This window comes from Flavobacterium sp. GNP008 (genome assembly GCF_056428965.1).
Genome location: NZ_JBWJVL010000001.1, coordinates 154239 through 171433 on the forward strand (window position 1 = coordinate 154239; position 17195 = coordinate 171433).

General features: G+C 33.2%; 17 protein-coding genes. 7 read left to right on the forward strand and 10 right to left on the reverse strand.

What is annotated here, in order from left to right; genetic code table 11:
• Nucleotides 1–639: a peroxiredoxin gene (locus AC0608_RS00720; protein WP_478287781.1), complete on the reverse strand. Its 639-nt coding sequence runs from the start codon at nucleotides 637–639 to the stop codon at nucleotides 1–3.
• Nucleotides 640–1251: 612 nt separating this feature from the next.
• On the opposite strand from AC0608_RS00720, the gene lipA reads away from it, so the two are divergent.
• The 3 genes from lipA to AC0608_RS00735 are packed head-to-tail and all read left to right on the forward strand — an operon-like array spanning nucleotide 1252 to nucleotide 5349.
• Nucleotides 1252–2121, forward strand: a complete 870-nt coding sequence (gene lipA, locus AC0608_RS00725; RefSeq protein WP_417958313.1) for a lipoyl synthase — start codon at nucleotides 1252–1254, stop codon at nucleotides 2119–2121.
• Between the two features lie 34 nt (nucleotides 2122–2155).
• Nucleotides 2156–3160 carry a type I glyceraldehyde-3-phosphate dehydrogenase gene (gap, locus tag AC0608_RS00730; protein ID WP_417958315.1) on the forward strand — a complete coding sequence of 335 codons (1005 nt, stop codon included), beginning with the start codon at nucleotides 2156–2158 and terminating at the stop codon, nucleotides 3158–3160.
• 17 nt (nucleotides 3161–3177) lie between these two features.
• Nucleotides 3178–5349 carry a tetratricopeptide repeat-containing hybrid sensor histidine kinase/response regulator gene (locus tag AC0608_RS00735; protein WP_417958316.1) on the forward strand — a complete coding sequence of 724 codons (2172 nt, stop codon included), beginning with the start codon at nucleotides 3178–3180 and terminating at the stop codon, nucleotides 5347–5349.
• On the opposite strand, the gene AC0608_RS00740 is transcribed toward AC0608_RS00735, so the two are convergent.
• Both AC0608_RS00740 and lpxK read right to left on the reverse strand, forming a co-directional pair.
• Complete coding sequence (locus AC0608_RS00740) at nucleotides 5346–6158, reverse strand: purine-nucleoside phosphorylase (protein WP_478287782.1); 813 nt, start codon at nucleotides 6156–6158, stop codon at nucleotides 5346–5348. The two genes, AC0608_RS00735 and AC0608_RS00740, sit on opposite strands and share 4 nt — an antisense overlap.
• Nucleotides 6121–7155: a tetraacyldisaccharide 4'-kinase gene (lpxK, locus tag AC0608_RS00745; RefSeq protein WP_478287783.1), complete on the reverse strand. Its 1035-nt coding sequence runs from the start codon at nucleotides 7153–7155 to the stop codon at nucleotides 6121–6123. Before lpxK ends, AC0608_RS00740 begins: the two co-directional genes overlap by 38 nt.
• Before the next feature lie 96 nt (nucleotides 7156–7251).
• On the opposite strand from lpxK, the gene AC0608_RS00750 reads away from it, so the two are divergent.
• The 4 genes from AC0608_RS00750 to rluF all read left to right on the forward strand — a co-directional run bounded on the left by AC0608_RS00750 (nucleotide 7252) and on the right by rluF (nucleotide 10933).
• The gene (locus AC0608_RS00750) at nucleotides 7252–8346 is read left to right on the forward strand and encodes a Nif3-like dinuclear metal center hexameric protein (protein WP_478287784.1); all 1095 of its coding nucleotides are present in this window, start codon (nucleotides 7252–7254) and stop codon (nucleotides 8344–8346) included.
• A gap of 3 nt (nucleotides 8347–8349) precedes the next feature.
• Nucleotides 8350–9129, forward strand: coding sequence for a zinc ribbon domain-containing protein (locus tag AC0608_RS00755; protein ID WP_417958322.1), 780 nt, complete (start codon nucleotides 8350–8352; stop codon nucleotides 9127–9129).
• A gap of 39 nt (nucleotides 9130–9168) precedes the next feature.
• Nucleotides 9169–10026 (forward strand): alpha/beta hydrolase, encoded by an 858-nt coding sequence (locus AC0608_RS00760; RefSeq protein ID WP_417958323.1) that lies wholly within the window; start codon nucleotides 9169–9171, stop codon nucleotides 10024–10026.
• A gap of 94 nt (nucleotides 10027–10120) precedes the next feature.
• On the forward strand, nucleotides 10121–10933 hold the full coding sequence (gene rluF / locus AC0608_RS00765) for a 23S rRNA pseudouridine(2604) synthase RluF (RefSeq protein ID WP_478287785.1): 813 nt from the start codon (nucleotides 10121–10123) through the stop codon (nucleotides 10931–10933).
• Nucleotides 10934–10973: 40 nt separating this feature from the next.
• On the opposite strand, the gene AC0608_RS00770 is transcribed toward rluF, so the two are convergent.
• The 7 genes from AC0608_RS00770 to ffh all read right to left on the reverse strand — a co-directional run bounded on the left by AC0608_RS00770 (nucleotide 10974) and on the right by ffh (nucleotide 17133).
• Nucleotides 10974–12359 (reverse strand): DUF4153 domain-containing protein, encoded by a 1386-nt coding sequence (locus AC0608_RS00770; RefSeq protein ID WP_478287786.1) that lies wholly within the window; start codon nucleotides 12357–12359, stop codon nucleotides 10974–10976.
• 52 nt (nucleotides 12360–12411) lie between these two features.
• Nucleotides 12412–12705: a winged helix-turn-helix domain-containing protein gene (locus AC0608_RS00775; RefSeq protein ID WP_417958327.1), complete on the reverse strand. Its 294-nt coding sequence runs from the start codon at nucleotides 12703–12705 to the stop codon at nucleotides 12412–12414.
• Nucleotides 12706–12707: 2 nt separating this feature from the next.
• On the reverse strand, nucleotides 12708–13322 hold the full coding sequence (locus AC0608_RS00780) for a hypothetical protein (protein ID WP_478287787.1): 615 nt from the start codon (nucleotides 13320–13322) through the stop codon (nucleotides 12708–12710).
• Between the two features lie 135 nt (nucleotides 13323–13457).
• On the reverse strand, nucleotides 13458–13589 hold the full coding sequence (locus AC0608_RS00785) for a hypothetical protein (protein ID WP_478287788.1): 132 nt from the start codon (nucleotides 13587–13589) through the stop codon (nucleotides 13458–13460).
• 85 nt (nucleotides 13590–13674) lie between these two features.
• The gene (locus tag AC0608_RS00790; protein ID WP_478287789.1) at nucleotides 13675–14601 is read right to left on the reverse strand and encodes a magnesium transporter CorA family protein; all 927 of its coding nucleotides are present in this window, start codon (nucleotides 14599–14601) and stop codon (nucleotides 13675–13677) included.
• 223 nt (nucleotides 14602–14824) lie between these two features.
• A complete protein-coding gene (locus tag AC0608_RS00795; protein ID WP_478287790.1) occupies nucleotides 14825–15706 on the reverse strand; it encodes a bifunctional 5,10-methylenetetrahydrofolate dehydrogenase/5,10-methenyltetrahydrofolate cyclohydrolase in 882 nt (293 codons plus the stop codon).
• A 77-nt stretch (nucleotides 15707–15783) separates the two neighbouring features.
• A complete protein-coding gene (gene ffh, locus AC0608_RS00800; protein WP_478287791.1) occupies nucleotides 15784–17133 on the reverse strand; it encodes a signal recognition particle protein in 1350 nt (449 codons plus the stop codon).
• Nucleotides 17134–17195 lie beyond the last annotated feature (62 nt).

Sequence of the window (17195 nt, forward strand, 5' to 3'; positions counted from 1 at the left end):
CTATTTATTAGGCTGAGGTGTCATTCTTAAATATGGTTTAACTCTTTCGTAGCCTTTTGGAAATTTAGTAGCAATATCTTCGTCCTTAACTGCTGTTGAAATTACGACCTTATCACCATCTTTCCAGTTTGCGGGTGTTGCAACACTGTATTTAGCTGTCAATTGTAGACTATCAATTACACGTAGTATTTCATCGAAATTTCTGCCGGTTGACGCCGGATATGTCAATGTTAATTTTATTTTTTTGTCTGGTCCAATTATAAAAACAGAACGCACAGTAAAACTCTCACTTGCATTGGGATGAATCATATCGTACAATTCTGCAATATGCTTGTCTTGATCAGCAATTATTGGAAAATTTACTGTTGTATTTTGAGTTTCATTAATGTCTTTTATCCATTCCATGTGCGAATCAACACCATCGACACTCAGCGCGATTACTTTTACATTTCGTTTTTCAAATTCCGGATAATAATTGGCTGCTGTTCCTAACTCAGTGGTACAAACCGGTGTGAAATCAGCTGGGTGAGAGAATAAAACACACCAAGAATCCCCTAACCATTCATGAAATTTTATTTTTCCTTGTGACGTTTCTGCTTCAAAATCAGGAGCAATATCGCCTAAGCGTAATGTTGCCATAGTAGTTTAATTTTTTGATTAGTACCACTGTAAGGTATTCAAATTAACCCAATCTACGGAGGAAACAGGTCTTAAAATTGTGCTAATTTTTATAAAACAAAAAAATAATAGTATCCAAATAATATAATAAAAGACCCTTATACACTAGCCCTGATCGCAACGGCATCCTTTCGTTTTTTTCTTTAAAAAATGAAAAATTCAGTGCAGAGCAGGAAAAAGCTCCTAAAGACTTATGTAACTAACAGTTCACTTCATAAAGCAGTAAAAAAGATCCTTCCAATAACTAGTTCAGAAGTCTGTAAATAATTGCATTAAAAACATACTCTAATCGCTTTCTAAAAATAGTTTTAAATTTATGTGCCAAGAACAATTCTACTCTTTAACTCCGCTAAAGCAAAAAAACTTAATACAACCTTGATTGCATAGACCTCCCATATTCTAATTACTTGAAAGGAGACTTTCGGTGAGGATAGAACCAATGGCAAAGCAACTAATTCTCAAAAAAAGTAAACTATTCTATTTTATGACTTCCATTTACTTTGATCAAATAAACAAATAAACGAATCTACAAATAGACTACATTCCTTATCTTTGCACTTTGAATATTGATATATGGAAACTGTTTTAGAAAATACTTTACCTGTAGGAAAACCGAAATGGCTGAAGGTAAAACTCCCTATTGGTAAAAAATACACTGAGCTTCGTGGCTTGGTAGATAAATATAGTTTGAACACCATTTGCACTTCTGGAAGTTGCCCTAATATGGGTGAATGTTGGGGCGAAGGTACGGCTACATTTATGATTCTAGGAAATGTATGTACGCGCTCTTGTGGATTTTGTGGTGTAAAAACCGGAAGACCAGAAACCGTAGACTGGGACGAACCTGAAAAAGTAGCGCGTTCAATTAAAATCATGAACATCAAACATGCCGTAATTACCAGTGTTGACAGAGATGATTTAAAAGATGGCGGTTCAATCATTTGGATAGAAACAGTAAAAGCCATTCGCAGAATGAATCCAAACACAACTTTAGAAACTTTAATTCCTGATTTTCAAGGAATCGAAAGAAATATTGACAGAATTGTGGAAGCCAATCCGGAAGTAGTTTCGCACAATGTAGAAACCGTTCGCAGATTGACTCGTGAAGTGCGTATTCAGGCAAAATACGACCGAAGTTTAGAAGTCCTACGCTACTTGAAAGAGAAAGGAATAAATAGAACCAAGTCGGGAATTATGCTAGGCCTTGGCGAACAAGAAGAAGAAGTATATCAAACAATGAGGGATTTGCGTCAAGCTAATGTAGATATTGTTACAATAGGCCAATACTTACAACCCAGCAAAAAACATTTGCCCGTCAAAGAATTTATAACACCCGAACAATTTGCAAAGTATGAAAAATTTGGCTTAGAATTAGGTTTCCGTCATGTAGAAAGCGGACCACTTGTTCGTTCTTCATACAAAGCACAGAAACATATTTTATAACTAATTCAATTGGCTAATTAATAAATAAATAGATTTGAAAATAAGAATTGCCATTAATGGTTTTGGAAGAATTGGTCGAAATTTATTCCGATTACTTCTAAATCATCCTGAGATTGAAGTGATTGCCATAAATGATATTGCCGATAAAAAAACAATGGCCCATTTAGTAAAATACGATAGTATCCACGGAGTTTTACCGTTTTCAGTAAGCGATGATGACAAAGGAATTCTGGTAGATGGGAATCATTTTTTGTTTTTTCATGAAAAAAGTATTTCAAACTTGGATTGGAAAAGTATAAATATTGACTATGTCATAGAATCCACGGGGAAATACAAGACTTTTGAAGAATTAAATTCTCATATTATTGCTGGCGCCAAAAAAGTAATTCTATCTGCGCCTTCAGAAGTAGACACCATAAAAACTATTGTTTTAGGGGTAAATGATTTCATACTTGACGGAACTGAAACCATCATATCAAATGCAAGTTGCACTACTAATAATGCCGCGCCAATGATCAAGGTAATGAATGAACTTTGCGGTATAGAACAAGCTTACATAACCACAATTCATTCCTACACAACGGATCAAAGCTTACATGATCAGCCACACAAAGACTTACGCCGTGCCCGAGGTGCCAGCCAATCTATTGTTCCTACAACAACTGGCGCTGCAAAAGCGTTAACAAAAATATTTCCTGAGTTTGAAGGAAAAATTGGCGGTTGTGGGATACGAGTTCCAGTACCCGATGGATCCCTTACTGACATCACCTTTAATGTAAAGCGTGCCGTGACAATAGATGAAATAAATACAGCTTTTAAAGTTGCTGCACAAACTACTTTAAAAGGCATTTTGGATTATACCGAAGACCCAATTGTTTCCGTCGATGTAATTGGCAATAGAAATTCATGTATATTTGATGCACAACTTACATCGGTTATCGATAAAATGGTAAAAGTCGTAGGCTGGTACGATAATGAAATAGGATATTCCTCAAGAATAATTGACTTAATACTTGTAACAAATATAAAACCCAATTAACAAAAAATCAGCTACAAATGAAATATATTTTCGTTTTTGTACTTTTTTTTAATACAATATTGTTTTCTCAATCCCATGAGAAAACAGACAGTCTTTCTTATTACAGCAGTCTGAGTAACTCTTGCATCCAAAACAACAATTATAAAGATGCATTATTTTATACTCAAAAGGCGATTGCATATGCGAACCTTAGTAAAAATATTGAAGACTTAGCGTCACAAAATTTCAGTCTTGGAAAACTTTATTACGATTTAAAAAAATATGACGATGCAATTCAGTCGTTGTTAAAAAGTTCCGAGTTATATGCAGACTTAGATTCTAGTTCTAATGAAGCCACAACCCTTTACTATCTTGGCTTATCCTATATGGCAAAAGAAAATTTTGACAGGGCTGCCATGCATTTTAATAAAGCTAAATCCATTTATAGCGAATTAAAAATTTCTGATACTGCTGAGGTATTTAATCTTCAAAAAGGACTCATTTATAAATCAAAAAACAAATTAGATTTAGCTTTATCTGTTTTCAATTTTATAATTGCAAAACCTAATAATCCTGCTTTATTAGACACTAAAGCAGAAGCATTATACCAAACCGGAAATATTGAAGCCTTAAAAAACAGGAATAATTTAGCTTTAAATTATCTCAACAAAGCACTCAAGCTAAATAGCAAAACAAAGAATTTGCAACAAAAGTCTAATATTTTGCTTGCTTTAAGCAATGTTTATGAAAAGACGCGAGATAAAAATAACGCCTATTCCCATTTAAAACAACATTTAAATCTAAAGGAGCATCTTGCGATTTTAAATAACGAGAGACTTGGTATAGATGACTATACTGAATTCAAAGAATCAGAACGATTAAAGGAAATTATACAAACCAATACTGAAAATAGGGAACAAGAAAAAGCAAATAAATTTTCTAAATTGATCAGCATTCTTGCCATAGCGTTAATTTCAATTTTATCGTTATTGAGTCTGTCATTGTACAAAAATAACATCATCAGGAACCAATCTAATTTATTATTAAAAGAGAAAAATAAAGAATTAGAAATTGCAAAAGACAAAGCCGAAAAAGCATCAAAGGCAAGATCTGAATTTCTTTCCACCGTAAGTCACGAATTACGAACACCACTGAATGCCATTAACGGTATCACCCATTTATTATTAGAAGAAAAACCTAAGAAAACTCAAATGGATTATTTATCTTCATTAAAATTTTCAGGTGATTATTTAACAAAATTTATCAATGAAATTTTAGAAATAAACAAAATTGAATCTAATAAAGTAGAAGTAGAGAACATAAGCTTTAACCTTAAAAAACTTTTGGGAGATATTAAAAATTCCTTAAAAGAATTAGCTTTGGTTAACAACAATAATTTCATCTTGGAAATAGACCCTACTATTCCTGATTATTTAATTGGCGATCCCACAAAGCTATCTCAAATTATGTTAAATTTGATTAACAACGCGCTTAAATTTACAAAGGACGGGAATGTCACTGTTATTAATAATCTAAAGAGTTTAGAAAATCAAAATGCAATATTATATTTTGAAATAAAAGATACAGGAATAGGAATACCTAAAGATAAATTAGCTTGCGTGTTTGATAGTTTTTCTCAAGGGTCTATAGAAGTTAATCGCAAATATGGCGGAACAGGTTTAGGATTAACTATCGTAAAAAAATTAATTAAAATTCTTGGTGGACAAATAAAATTAACAAGCATCGTTGGTCAAGGCTCTACATTTTCGTTTCATTTGGCTTTTAAAATAGGAGAACAACCGTTGCCTATTGAAGCGACGCATAAAATAGATTACGCTGCTAAATTGTTAAACAAAAAAATTCTATTAGTTGAGGACAATAAAATCAATCAAATGATAACTACCAAAATGCTTTACAACAAAGGAATAATCTGTGAAGTTATTGATAATGGCGAGGAAGCAATAAATTTGGTTCGTAAAAACAAATTTGATCTGGTTCTTATGGACGTACATTTACCAGGTATAAACGGTACTATTGCTACAGAACTGATTCGGGCATTTGATACAACTACCCCTATTATTGCGCTTACTGCAATCTCACTACATGAAAATCGCGAGATGTTATTATCATTTGGCATGAACGATGTTATTACTAAACCGTTCATACCAGAGGAATTTTATACCATAATCGCTGAACATTTAAAGAACTAGTAATTCAGAATCAATTCTTTAATAAGACTTCTCACTTTTGGTTCTGCATTTTTAGCGGCTTCTAATACTTCATCATGTGAAATAGTTCCAATGCTTTCTTCGTTCCCCATGTCAGTGATTACTGAAATTCCAAATGTCTCTAAATTCATGTGGCGTGCCACAATGACTTCGGGAACGGTTGACATTCCTACACAATCCGCACCAAGAATTTTTACCATTTTATATTCCGCCAAAGTTTCAAAAGTTGGACCTTGCAAACCCAAATATACTCCTTCAAAAACTTCAATATTTAATTCTTTAGCTATTTCAGTAACTTTAGCAATCATTTTTCTAGAATAGGGCTCGCTCATATTCACAAAACGAGGACCAAAACGATCGTCGTTTTTACCACGCAAAGGATGTTCCGGTGTCATATTGATATGGTCCTTTATCAGGACAATATTGCCTACTTTATAACTTGGATTTACCCCGCCTGAAGCGTTTGAAACTACTAGTTTTTCGACACCTAAGAATTTCATTACCCGCACCGGAAAAGTAACTTCTTCCATAGAATACCCTTCATAGAAATGAAAACGCCCCTGCATGGCCACCACTTTTTTAGTTCCTATGGTTCCAAAAACTAATGCACCCTTATGACCTGGAACTGTTGAGACAGGAAAATTCAGAATTTCATTATATGGTAAGGTATACGCTACATCCATTTCATCTGTAAAACTCCCTAATCCCGAACCTAATATCACTCCATATTCTGGTGTGAAATTGATTTTTTCTTTAATCTGACTTACTGTTTCTTGAACTTTTTCCCACATAATCACTAATTGTTTTATCAAAATTTTCACTTCCAGAAACAAAAGAACTTTGTATGGGTAAATAGAAAAGTTGCTCGCTTGGCAAACTTCCTTTTAACCGTACATAATCCTTTTCGGTAGTGATAATAATGTTATTTTGAGCTAAATTTTTAATTTTTAAAATGTCTTTATCGGTAAAATTATGATGGTCCGGAAAAGACAGGCAAACATCATTGGTATTTTGCAAATAAGCAAAAAAAGGTTCCGGTTTTGCAATTCCTGCCACCAGTAATTTACCAGCTGACTGAATTTCAGTCAGCTTAATCCTTTGTTTCTCTGCATAAATAAAATCTTCGTATGCTATAAAAGTAAAGTACAATCTCTGCTCTGCAACAACCTTCAATCTTTTTTTAATATCATTCTGTTCTTCTATCGAAAGATTAAATGGACATTTCGTAACAATAATCACATTCGCTCTTTGTGCTCCACTGCTACTTTCGCGTAAATTTCCAGTAGGTAATATAAAATCATCCGAATACAAATCACCATAAGAAGTGAGTAAAATATAAAAACCAGCCTTTACGCTTCGATGTTGAAAAGCATCATCCAGTAAAATAACTTCCGGTTGTATGGCTTGTGCAAGTAACTGTTCGATTCCATGTTTTCTATTCGCATCAACTGCAACTTGAATCGTTTCAAATTTTTTATAAAACTGAAAAGGCTCGTCACCGAGTACCAAAGCATTTGAATCGGCTTGAGCCAAAATAAATCCTTTGGACTGTCTTTTGTACCCTCTGCTTAATGTTGCCACTTTATATTTATCAGAGAGCAACCGAATCAAATATTCAATTTGCGGTGTTTTTCCAGTGCCGCCAACGCTAAGATTACCCACCGCAATAATTGGCAAATTATATGAATATGATTTTAAAATACCTTTATCAAAAAGAAAATTCCGAATATTAGTTATCAGACTATACAAAATGGCAAACGGAAATAATAATTTTCGCAGTAAATTCATTTTACGAAAGTAGAATATTTTATTTTAAAGTTGATTTGTTTATTCGTTAATTTGTTAATTCGAAAATCCAGAATTAAACCATCAAAAATCTGATCTATGAAAATCAAAGAAATCATTTCCGTGCTCGAAGAAATGGCACCTCTAGCCTATGCTGAAGATTTTGACAATGTGGGTTTATTGGTTGGAAACCAAGAATCCGAAGCAAAAGGAATTCTAGTTTGCCATGATGCACTAGAAAACATAATTGACGAAGCAATTGCAAAAAATTGCAATATGGTCGTTTGTTTTCATCCAATATTATTTTCAGGTCTAAAAAAAATAACAGGAAAAAACTACGTAGAACGAGCCGTGATTAAAGCCATAAAAAATGATATTGCCATTTATGCCGTTCACACTGCATTAGACAATCATCAAGAAGGCGTAAATAAAATTTTTAGTTCTTCTTTAGGATTGATAAACACTAAAATCCTGATTCCGAAGCAGAATTTCATCCGCAAATTAGTAACCTATACTATTCCTGAAAATGCCGAAGAAGTACGCAATGCATTATTCGATGCTGGAGCGGGAAAGATTGGGAATTATGAAAACTGCAGTTTTAATTCGAAAGGGATAGGAACTTATATGGGAAACGAGCATAGCGATCCGCAAGTTGGAGAGCGATTTGAATTTGTACAAGGAGACGAAATTAAAATCGAAGTCACTTTCGAAAAACATTTGGAAAATAAAATCCTCAAAAACTTATTCAAAAGCCATGTTTATGAAGAGGTGGCTTATGAAATTTATGATTTACAAAACAAGCATCAAAATATTGGCTTGGGAATGATTGGTGAATTAAAAAATCCCATGAAAGAAAAAGAATTTCTACTTTTTGCAAAAGAAAAGATGCAATGTCTAGGAATTCGACATTCCAACTTTTTAGAAAAAGAAATTAAAAAAGTAGCTGTGCTTGGCGGAGCAGGAAGTTTTGCAATAAAAAATGCAATTCAAGCTGGAGCTGATGCTTATTTAACAGCCGATTTAAAATACCATCAGTTTTATGAGGCCGAAAACAAGTTGCTTTTAGTAGATATTGGTCATTTTGAAAGCGAACGCTATACAAAAAATTATATTGTAGAGTATCTTCGGAAAAAAATCCTTAATTTTGCAGTTATTTTATCAGAAGAAAATTCAAATCCAGTTAAGTACTTATAGAATATGGCGAATACGAAAGAATTAAGTGTTGAGGACAAGTTAAGAGCAATTTATGATTTACAACTTATTGACTCTAGAATTGACGAAATCAGAAACGTAAGAGGAGAACTTCCTTTAGAAGTGGAAGATTTAGAAGATGAAGTGGCTGGTTTAAGCACACGTTCAGAAAAATTGAAAGGAGAACTTGAAGTTATTGAGGATCTAATCAAAGCAAAAAAGAATGCAATTGATGAGCACAAAGAAGCGATCAAAAAATATACGAAGCAACAAGAAACTGTTCGTAACAACAGAGAATTTAATTCGTTGACTAAAGAAATAGAATTTCAAGAATTAGAAATTCAATTGTCTGAAAAACAAATCAAAGAAATGAAAGCTTCAATTGAACACAAGAAAGAAGTAATCTCAAGTTCTAAAGAAAGATTAGAAGCAAAATCAAATCATTTAAAGCATAAAAAATCAGAGTTAGACGCTATCATGGCTGAAACAGCAAAAGAAGAAGCTTTCTTGTCTGAAAAATCGGCAGAATTTCAAGCTTTAATTGAAGAAAGATTATTGAAGGCTTACACACGAATCAGAACAAGTGTTCGTAATGGTTTAGCTGTTGTTTCTATTGAAAGGGGAGCATCTGCAGGATCATTCTTTACTATACCACCACAGACACAAGTAGAAATCGCTTCCAGAAAGAAAATCATTACTGATGAACACTCCGGAAGAATATTAGTCGATAGTTCATTGGCTGACGAAGAAAAAGAGAAAATGGAACAATTGTTTTCTAAATTCTAATTACACTCAAGTCCCGATCCCCATCGGGACTTTTTTATTATGAAGAAAGTCCTGTTTTTTATATTCACTAAATCCATTGGGTTATACATTAACATTTTAAGTTTTGTATTCCCGAAAAAAGCATCGCAACTTGCTTATGCGTTTTTTAGTGAACCCAGAGAAGGAAAATTATCCAAAAACAAACTTCCTAAAATTCTGCAAGAAGCACAGTCTGAAACATTCCAACTCAAAGAAGATTATTTTCATACCTACACCTGGAAAGGAAACGAAACCATTATCCTTCTTGTTCATGGATGGGAAAGTAATGCTTCTCGATGGGAAAATTTACTACCGCATCTAAAAAAATCAGGAAGTACGATCATTGCTATTGACGGTCCCGCTCATGGATTATCCAGTGGAAAAGAATTTAATATACCTCAGTACGCCCAATTTATTCATGTTGCAGTTCAAAAATTCAAGCCACAATATCTCATCGGCCACTCAATAGGCGGAAAAACCTGCTTGTATTACCAATCTGTTTATCAAAATGATGCACTAAAAAAAATGGTAATCCTAGGAGCGCCAAGCGATTTTAAAATAATCCTGAACAATTACATTGCATTATTAAGCTTAAACCTTAAAGTTTCAAAATCTCTAGAGGTCCATTATCTCAATAATTTCAAACTGAGCCTGGAACAATTTTCAGGTAAAATATTTGCTTCGAAATTAAATATAAAAGGATTAATCGCTCATGATATTGACGACTCTATAGTTTTATTTGAAGAAGGCCAAAAAATTGCTGGGGCATGGAAAAATGTAGTTTTTATAGAAACGAAAGGTTTGGGACATAGCATGCATGACGATGAGTTGTATAAAAAAGTTTCCCATTTCTTGTTTGATTCAGACACTAAAGTATAACCGATACTTCAGGCTTTATTTATTTATTAATTTTTCAAATAAATAAATAAATAACGGCATAATCGATTAAACAATTTAGTACTACTTTTGCAGTATGGAAGAAAATTTAAAACGCCTAAATAAATTCATTGGAGAAACCGGGTATTGCTCTCGCCGTGAAGCTGATAAAATCATTGAAGAGGGTCGAGTAACCATCAATGGAATCGTTCCAGAATTAGGCACCAAAGTTTCCCCGGATGATGAAGTGCGTATTGATGGCAAGTTAATCCGGGAAAAAAATGAGAAACCTGTTTATCTTGCTTTTTATAAACCAGTAGGAATCGAGTGCACCACAAACCTTGAAGTGCGCAATAATATTGTGGATTACATCAATTATCCCAAACGTATTTTCCCTATTGGACGATTGGACAAAGCCAGTGAAGGGTTGATTTTCATGACCAATGACGGTGATATCGTTAATAAAATATTACGTGCCCGAAACAATCACGAAAAAGAATATACAGTAACCGTAAACAAACCCATCACCGATCGTTTTATCGAACGCATGGGAAATGGAATTCCTATTTTGGACACCGTTACCCGAAAATGCAAGGTGGAACAAATTAGCAAATTCACTTTCAAAATTATATTGACACAAGGCTTAAACCGTCAAATCCGTAGAATGACAGAATATTTAGGTTATGATGTAACGGCTCTAAAACGCATTAGAATCATAAACATTTCATTGGATATTCCTGTTGGACGATACCGTGATTTGACTGATGCCGAAATCAAAGAATTAAACGAGCTTATTGAGCCCTCTAGCAAAACGGAAGAAGCCAGTTTACCTAAAACAGAAGTACCTAAAAGAAAAACTGAATTCATCAAAAGAGATGACCCCAGATTCAAAGGAAAAGGAGATTATTAAGCATAAAAAAACCATTCAGTTTCTGAATGGTTTTTTATTTTTATTTACCAGTTATAAACTCATAATACAAAGCTTTTGATAAAAAGGGCTCGGATTGATAGCGACTAATCTCCTTCTCTCTTGAAATTTCAATGTACTGTCCATCTAATTTATTTTGTAAAAAATAATCACTGCGAATTTCATCATTAAAATTAAGTGTGGATAAAAACATAGGCTCCACCCCTTTATTAACGGAGATATTGTAATTAGTGATCAGGTTTCCCCAATTCACAAAACTGCATAACAGAATCGTTCCATAGAAATACCAAAGCATTTGATTGAAAAGATAGGCATTGGTTTTTTGATTAATAATTTTTGAAAAGGCAAAAAACAATCCAATAATTGCCAAAATCAAGAAAGCATACACACCCAATCTTTTGTAGGTTAAACCAAAATAGGAAATATACTCTGAGTTTTTGATAAGCGCGCTAATGATTAAAGCTCCATTTAGAAGAATCCAAATTTTAGCTAAAAGTTTTAAATGATTTGCTTTTTCATCAAAATTAAATCCTCCTTTAAAATAAAATAAGATTACACCTACAGCCATAACAATAGAGAAAATTACTGCATTTACGCTTTCGTGAGTGGCTGAACTCAATGTAGACACTTCGATTGTTTCAAAAAACTGTTCGTAATTATACGCAACTATAAAAATTAAAAGCATAACATTCAAAAGTACAAAGGTAATTTCGCCACTCTTTCTCTCGAAATCTAAATCAAGAAAAGAAAAAGTCTTTTTATTTTGGTTTTTAATTTCGTTGCTGAAATCAGTATCTAATATTGAGTTGTACTCGTAGCAAACATCGGGAACCCAATAATTCCAAAAACTAAACGAAATGTAGAATCCTAACAAAGCTATCAGAAAGACTTCGAAGATGACCAAATCCAAGGTATAATCCATAAATAGAGATGAAAAATGATCACTACCAAATGCATATACCACAAAAAACAAGCTCATGAATAAAGCTGGAATAAAAACGTAAGCAATTATTTTTTTTGCGAAATCATTTTTAAATTCTCTTTTTGGAAGCCATTGACTAAATAGGAATATGCGACCTAATGAAGCAAACCCGTTGATAAATATAATGGGGAAAATCTGTAATATTTTAAGTTTTACTTCACGAGTTTTAAATTGTAAAAAAAGAACAGACATGGCTAAAGCCAAAAAAGACACAAAATCACCATACCAAGCAAAGGCAGAACACGACAAAACTGAGGTGGTTACTAATATTAAATGCAAACGAGTTGTAAATCGTTCTTGACAGAAATAGCAAATCATTCCGGTTAATACTACACCGAAAATAGCAAGATTAACGCCTACCTCTTGCTTGTAAAAAAGCAACGTAAAAATCAAGCTACAGACTAAAATTAATTGATGTTTTTTCATAATAAAAATTTAAAAGTACTTTGCATTTCAAAGTTTAAAATTAAAAAAAAGGCTATTTAGATTTAATTAATTTTTCAAGACTATTCAAGTGGGAAACAAAAGCAGCGCGACCACTATGGGTAACTCGATACGATGTTTTCGGTTTTTTGCCAACAAACTCTTTTTTAACCTCAATGTATCCCGATTTTTCTAATGCCGAAGAATGACTTGCTAAATTACCATCCGTGATATTTAATAAAGATTTCATTTCAGTGAAATCAATCCAGTCGTTTACCATCAGAACAGACATAATGCCTAATCTGACCCGACTTTCAAAATCTTTATTTAATGCATCAATGATTCCCATTTCTATTTGTATTTTTTGAACACAATTATTCCGTACAGGATGTGTAAAACGCCAAATCCTATTGCCCAAAAAACAAGTCCAAAACCAAGATAAAAAAGGGAAACACAACCTAAAATAATTTCACATGTACCCAAATATCTAATATCCGAAAAAGTATATTTTCCTGCATTTATTAATGCTAAGCCATAAAACAATAAAGTAACAGGAGCAATCAAAGCGAATAACTGATGATATATAAGTGCCATACAAAATACACCTCCAACCATTAAAGGTATCGCTAAATTTAACACCATTTTTTTTGTAGTATTAGTCCAAACTGGCAAATCAAACTTTTTACTTTTTCTCAACGTAAAAAATATACCCGATCCTAATGCAAAGACGAGAATTGCTAAAGCAATCAAAACTAAATCGATTATTAAATCAGAACTATATATCTTTTGCTTACCATCAAAATATTCAATACCATTATTTTTAAATAATTGATATGCATAAATTGAGCCTGCTAACGCAAATAACCCAGCAAATACTCCTGAAAGGCCACTTAACGAAATAAATCTTGAAGAACGTTCCATCATGGAACGAATGTGTGATAAATCTTCTTGCAGTTTTTGACTCATAAATAAAGTACTTTGAAATACAAAGTTAACTATTATTATTAGATATCAAAATAGAAACCGATTTAATTTTATAAAGTATAACTTCCTTTCATTTAAAGGAAAAGGGTATTGATAAAGATTTTAACTTCTCATAATTTATTTTGAGCTTGCATCCCGGCCTCTTTTAAAAGACCCAATAGTAGAATCCCAGTCGTAAACTGTTTCTATGATAAAAAGCGTAGCAAATCCTAAGAAAAATATTTTAATGTCTCTGTTTGAAATTTTCATTTTTATTGTATTTAATAATTTTCTAAATATAAAAAACATTCTATTAAAGACATAAAAAAGTAAGATTACAGATGTTAATATAAAATCAAAACCATCTTTTTCTTTTGAATAGAAACACGCCAAAAGCAGATAACAAAACAGATACGGAAATAACAATCCAGATTCCATAGCGATTATCTTGTAAATCATTGGGAACGTTCATTCCATACAAACTGGCAATCAATGTTGGAATCATAAGAATAATCGAAATCGAAGTCATCTGCTTCATAATCGTATTCATATTGTTTGATATTACAGATGCGTACGCATCCATCATTCCTGTTAAAATATCACTATAAATACTTGTTGTTTCTTGGGCTTGGCGCAATTCAATCTCGACGTCTTCTACTAATTCTGTGTCAAAAAACTCTCTCTGAGCTTTTATATTCTTGATTCGATGCAGTAAAATATCATTCCCCTTCAAGGATGTCATGAAGAATACCAAACATTTCTCAATTTGAAACAAAGCTTGTAACTCCTCATTTTTTATGGATTTCTCTAAATTATCTTCGGCTAATTTTATTTTTTGATTGACTTGTTTTAAATATTTTAAATACCAAACGCTAGAAGACAGCAATAACTTCAACACTAAATCGAAGTTATCTTTAATGTTGATATTCTTACGTCTGGTGTAAGTAACAAAATCCGTGAGCATTTCTGTTTTATGAAAACTGATGGTCATACATACTTCTCCTTTAAAAACAACACCCACTGGAATAGTATGAAAAGGTAATTTCACATCAGTACTCTTCACAGGAATTCGCATGATGATCAAAGTCCAACCATTTTCAATTTCTATCCGTGGTCTTTCGTCAATATCTTCAATATCGTTATAAAATGCTTCGGGAATTTGTAAGTCTTCGAGTAAATATTTTTTTTCTGCTTCGGTAGGACATTCAATATTTATCCAGCAGTTTGGACTCCATTCTGTAGTAGCAATTAATCCGTTGTTGTTTTTGTAAAAAGCTTTCATTTCAAAATTCTATAGGTTTATTTACAGCATCTTAAAAATAGTTCTAGAGCTATATTAGTTTAACATTTCCGAATAATAATCGTCCATTTAAAGGTAATTTTTTAGTGCTGCGAAAGTATTCTTTAAATTCTAATTAAATATCTATTATCAGAATTTTAATCGTTTTTTAAGAAAAGAAAAGCCTTAATGGTATATTTAAGGCTTTCAATCAAAAACTATTTTTTTATTTATTTCTTTTCATTTCCCTAGCCAAAAGCGTATTTTTCAACAACATCGCAATGGTCATAGGTCCTACACCACCTGGAACCGGAGTAATAAATGATGATTTTTTACTTACTTGCTCAAAATCAACATCACCGGTGATTACATATCCTTTCTCGTTCGTTTCATCTGGTACACGAGTAATACCTACATCAATAACCACAACTCCCTCTTTCACCATATTTGCTTTTAAGTAATTTGGTACACCAAGAGCCGTAATAATAATATCAGCCTGAATAGTAATTTCTTCAATGTTTTTAGTATAACTGTGAGTCAGAGTTACGGTTGAATTTCCAGGAAAACCTTTTCTTCCCATCAATATACTCATAGGTCTTCCCACAATGTGACTACGTCCTATTACTACAGTATGCTTTCCTTTAGTTTCTACGCCGTATCGTTCTAACAATTCTAAAATTCCAAACGGAGTTGCAGGGATAAAAGTTGTCATGTCTAAAGCCATTTTTCCAAAATTCTCAGGGTGAAATCCATCAACATCTTTACTTGGATCTACCGCCATCAATACTTTTTGCTCATCAATTTGTTCCGGAAGCGGCAATTGAACGATAAATCCATCAATGTTATCATTCTCATTCAATTCCTTAATCTTCTTTAGCAATTCAACTTCAGTAGTAGTACTTGGCATTTTTACTAAAGTAGATTCAAAACCTACTCTTTCACAAGCCTTTACTTTACTCCCTACATAAGTTAAACTTGCACCATCATTTCCAACAATTAGGGCTGCTAAATGAGGAACTTTCTCCCCATTGTCTTTCATTTTTTGTACTTCTACAGCTATTTCACTTTTAATATCTTCCGCTGTTTTTTTTCCGTCTAGTAGTTGCATTGTTATTGGGTTTAATATATTAAAGCCGAAAGTCTTAAAATCATTACAACTTTAAGACTTTCGGCTTTTTACTCATTTTATTTCATTCCTGGCATTCCGCCTTTCATTCCGCCCATCATCTTCATTAAGTTTTTCCCTCCTGGTCCCTGCATCATTTTCATCATCTTACTCATTTGATCGAACTGCTTCATTAATTGATTAACCTGCTCAATTTTGGTTCCAGAACCTTTAGCAATTCTTGCCTTTCTTTTCACATCAATTAAGGCTGGTTTACTTCTCTCAACTGGTGTCATAGAGTGAATAATTGCTTCAATATGCTTGAATGCATCGTCTTCTATCTCTACATCCTTCATGGCTTTAGAAGCACCTGGTATCATTCCTACCAAGTCTTTCATATTACCCATTTTCTTTACTTGTTGAATTTGAGAAAGGAAATCATCAAAACCGAATTCATTTTTGGCAATTTTCTTCTGGATCTTTCGTGCCTCTTCTTCGTCGAATTGCTCTTGGGCTCTTTCTACTAAAGACACAACATCTCCCATCCCCAAAATTCTTTCGGCCATACGAATCGGATAGAATACATCAATTGCATCCATCTTCTCCCCTGTACCTACGAACTTGATTGGCTTATTAACAACCGATTTAATCGAAATTGCAGCTCCTCCACGGGTATCTCCATCTAATTTAGTTAAGATAACACCATCAAAATTTAATCTCTCGTTGAAGGTTTTGGCCGTATTTACAGCGTCTTGACCTGTCATTGCATCGACAACAAACAATGTTTCGTGCGGTTCGATAGCTTTATGAACACGTTCTATTTCGTTCATCATTTCTTCATCGACTGCCAAACGCCCCGCTGTATCGACTATCACCACATTAAATCCATTAGCTTTAGCATGTTTGATTGCATTTTGAGCAATTTCAACTGGATTTTTATTTTCTGGTTCTGAATATACCTCAACTCCTATAGAATCTCCAACAACATATAATTGTTGAATCGCCGCAGGACGGTATATATCACACGCAACTAATAATGGTTTCTTGTTCTTTTTTGTAAGCAAATAATTTGCTAGTTTTCCGGAGAAGGTAGTTTTTCCAGATCCTTGCAAACCTGCCATCAAAATAACCGTTGGATTGCCGGAAAGATTAATTCCTGCGACATCACCTCCCATTAATTCTGTCAGTTCATCTTTAACTAACTTCACTAATAACTGACCAGGTTGAAGAGTTGTCAATACATTCTGTCCAATTGCCTTTTCTTTAACCTTAGTAGTGAACTCTTTAGCAATTTTAAAGTTAACATCGGCATCAAGTAGGGCTCTTCGAACTTCTTTTAATGTTTCGGCAACATTTATTTCGGTGATTTTTCCGTGACCTTTAAGTACATGAAAGGCTTTATCTAGTTTATCGCTTAAATTATCGAACATAATTTTTTTCTCTTTAATTAAGGCGCAAATTTAAGCATTTGATTTTGAAGTTTAAATAGTAT

Bases quoted from the DNA above. Each gene is read 5' to 3' on its own strand.
- AC0608_RS00720 (WP_478287781.1), bottom strand. From the start codon at position 639: ATGGCAACATTACGCTTAGGCGATATTGCTCCTGATTTTGAAGCAGAA.
- lipA (WP_417958313.1), top strand. From the start codon at position 1,252: ATGGAAACTGTTTTAGAAAATACTTTACCTGTAGGAAAACCGAAATGG.
- AC0608_RS00735 (WP_417958316.1), top strand. From the start codon at position 3,178: ATGAAATATATTTTCGTTTTTGTACTTTTTTTTAATACAATATTGTTT.
- AC0608_RS00740 (WP_478287782.1), bottom strand. From the start codon at position 6,158: ATGTGGGAAAAAGTTCAAGAAACAGTAAGTCAGATTAAAGAAAAAATC.
- lpxK (WP_478287783.1), bottom strand. From the start codon at position 7,155: ATGAATTTACTGCGAAAATTATTATTTCCGTTTGCCATTTTGTATAGT.
- AC0608_RS00750 (WP_478287784.1), top strand. From the start codon at position 7,252: ATGAAAATCAAAGAAATCATTTCCGTGCTCGAAGAAATGGCACCTCTA.
- AC0608_RS00755 (WP_417958322.1), top strand. From the start codon at position 8,350: ATGGCGAATACGAAAGAATTAAGTGTTGAGGACAAGTTAAGAGCAATT.
- AC0608_RS00760 (WP_417958323.1), top strand. From the start codon at position 9,169: ATGAAGAAAGTCCTGTTTTTTATATTCACTAAATCCATTGGGTTATAC.
- rluF (WP_478287785.1), top strand. From the start codon at position 10,121: ATGGAAGAAAATTTAAAACGCCTAAATAAATTCATTGGAGAAACCGGG.
- AC0608_RS00770 (WP_478287786.1), bottom strand. From the start codon at position 12,359: ATGAAAAAACATCAATTAATTTTAGTCTGTAGCTTGATTTTTACGTTG.
- AC0608_RS00775 (WP_417958327.1), bottom strand. From the start codon at position 12,705: ATGGGAATCATTGATGCATTAAATAAAGATTTTGAAAGTCGGGTCAGA.
- AC0608_RS00780 (WP_478287787.1), bottom strand. From the start codon at position 13,322: ATGAGTCAAAAACTGCAAGAAGATTTATCACACATTCGTTCCATGATG.
- AC0608_RS00785 (WP_478287788.1), bottom strand. From the start codon at position 13,589: ATGAAAATTTCAAACAGAGACATTAAAATATTTTTCTTAGGATTTGCT.
- AC0608_RS00790 (WP_478287789.1), bottom strand. From the start codon at position 14,601: ATGAAAGCTTTTTACAAAAACAACAACGGATTAATTGCTACTACAGAA.
- AC0608_RS00795 (WP_478287790.1), bottom strand. From the start codon at position 15,706: ATGCAACTACTAGACGGAAAAAAAACAGCGGAAGATATTAAAAGTGAA.
- ffh (WP_478287791.1), bottom strand. From the start codon at position 17,133: ATGTTCGATAATTTAAGCGATAAACTAGATAAAGCCTTTCATGTACTT.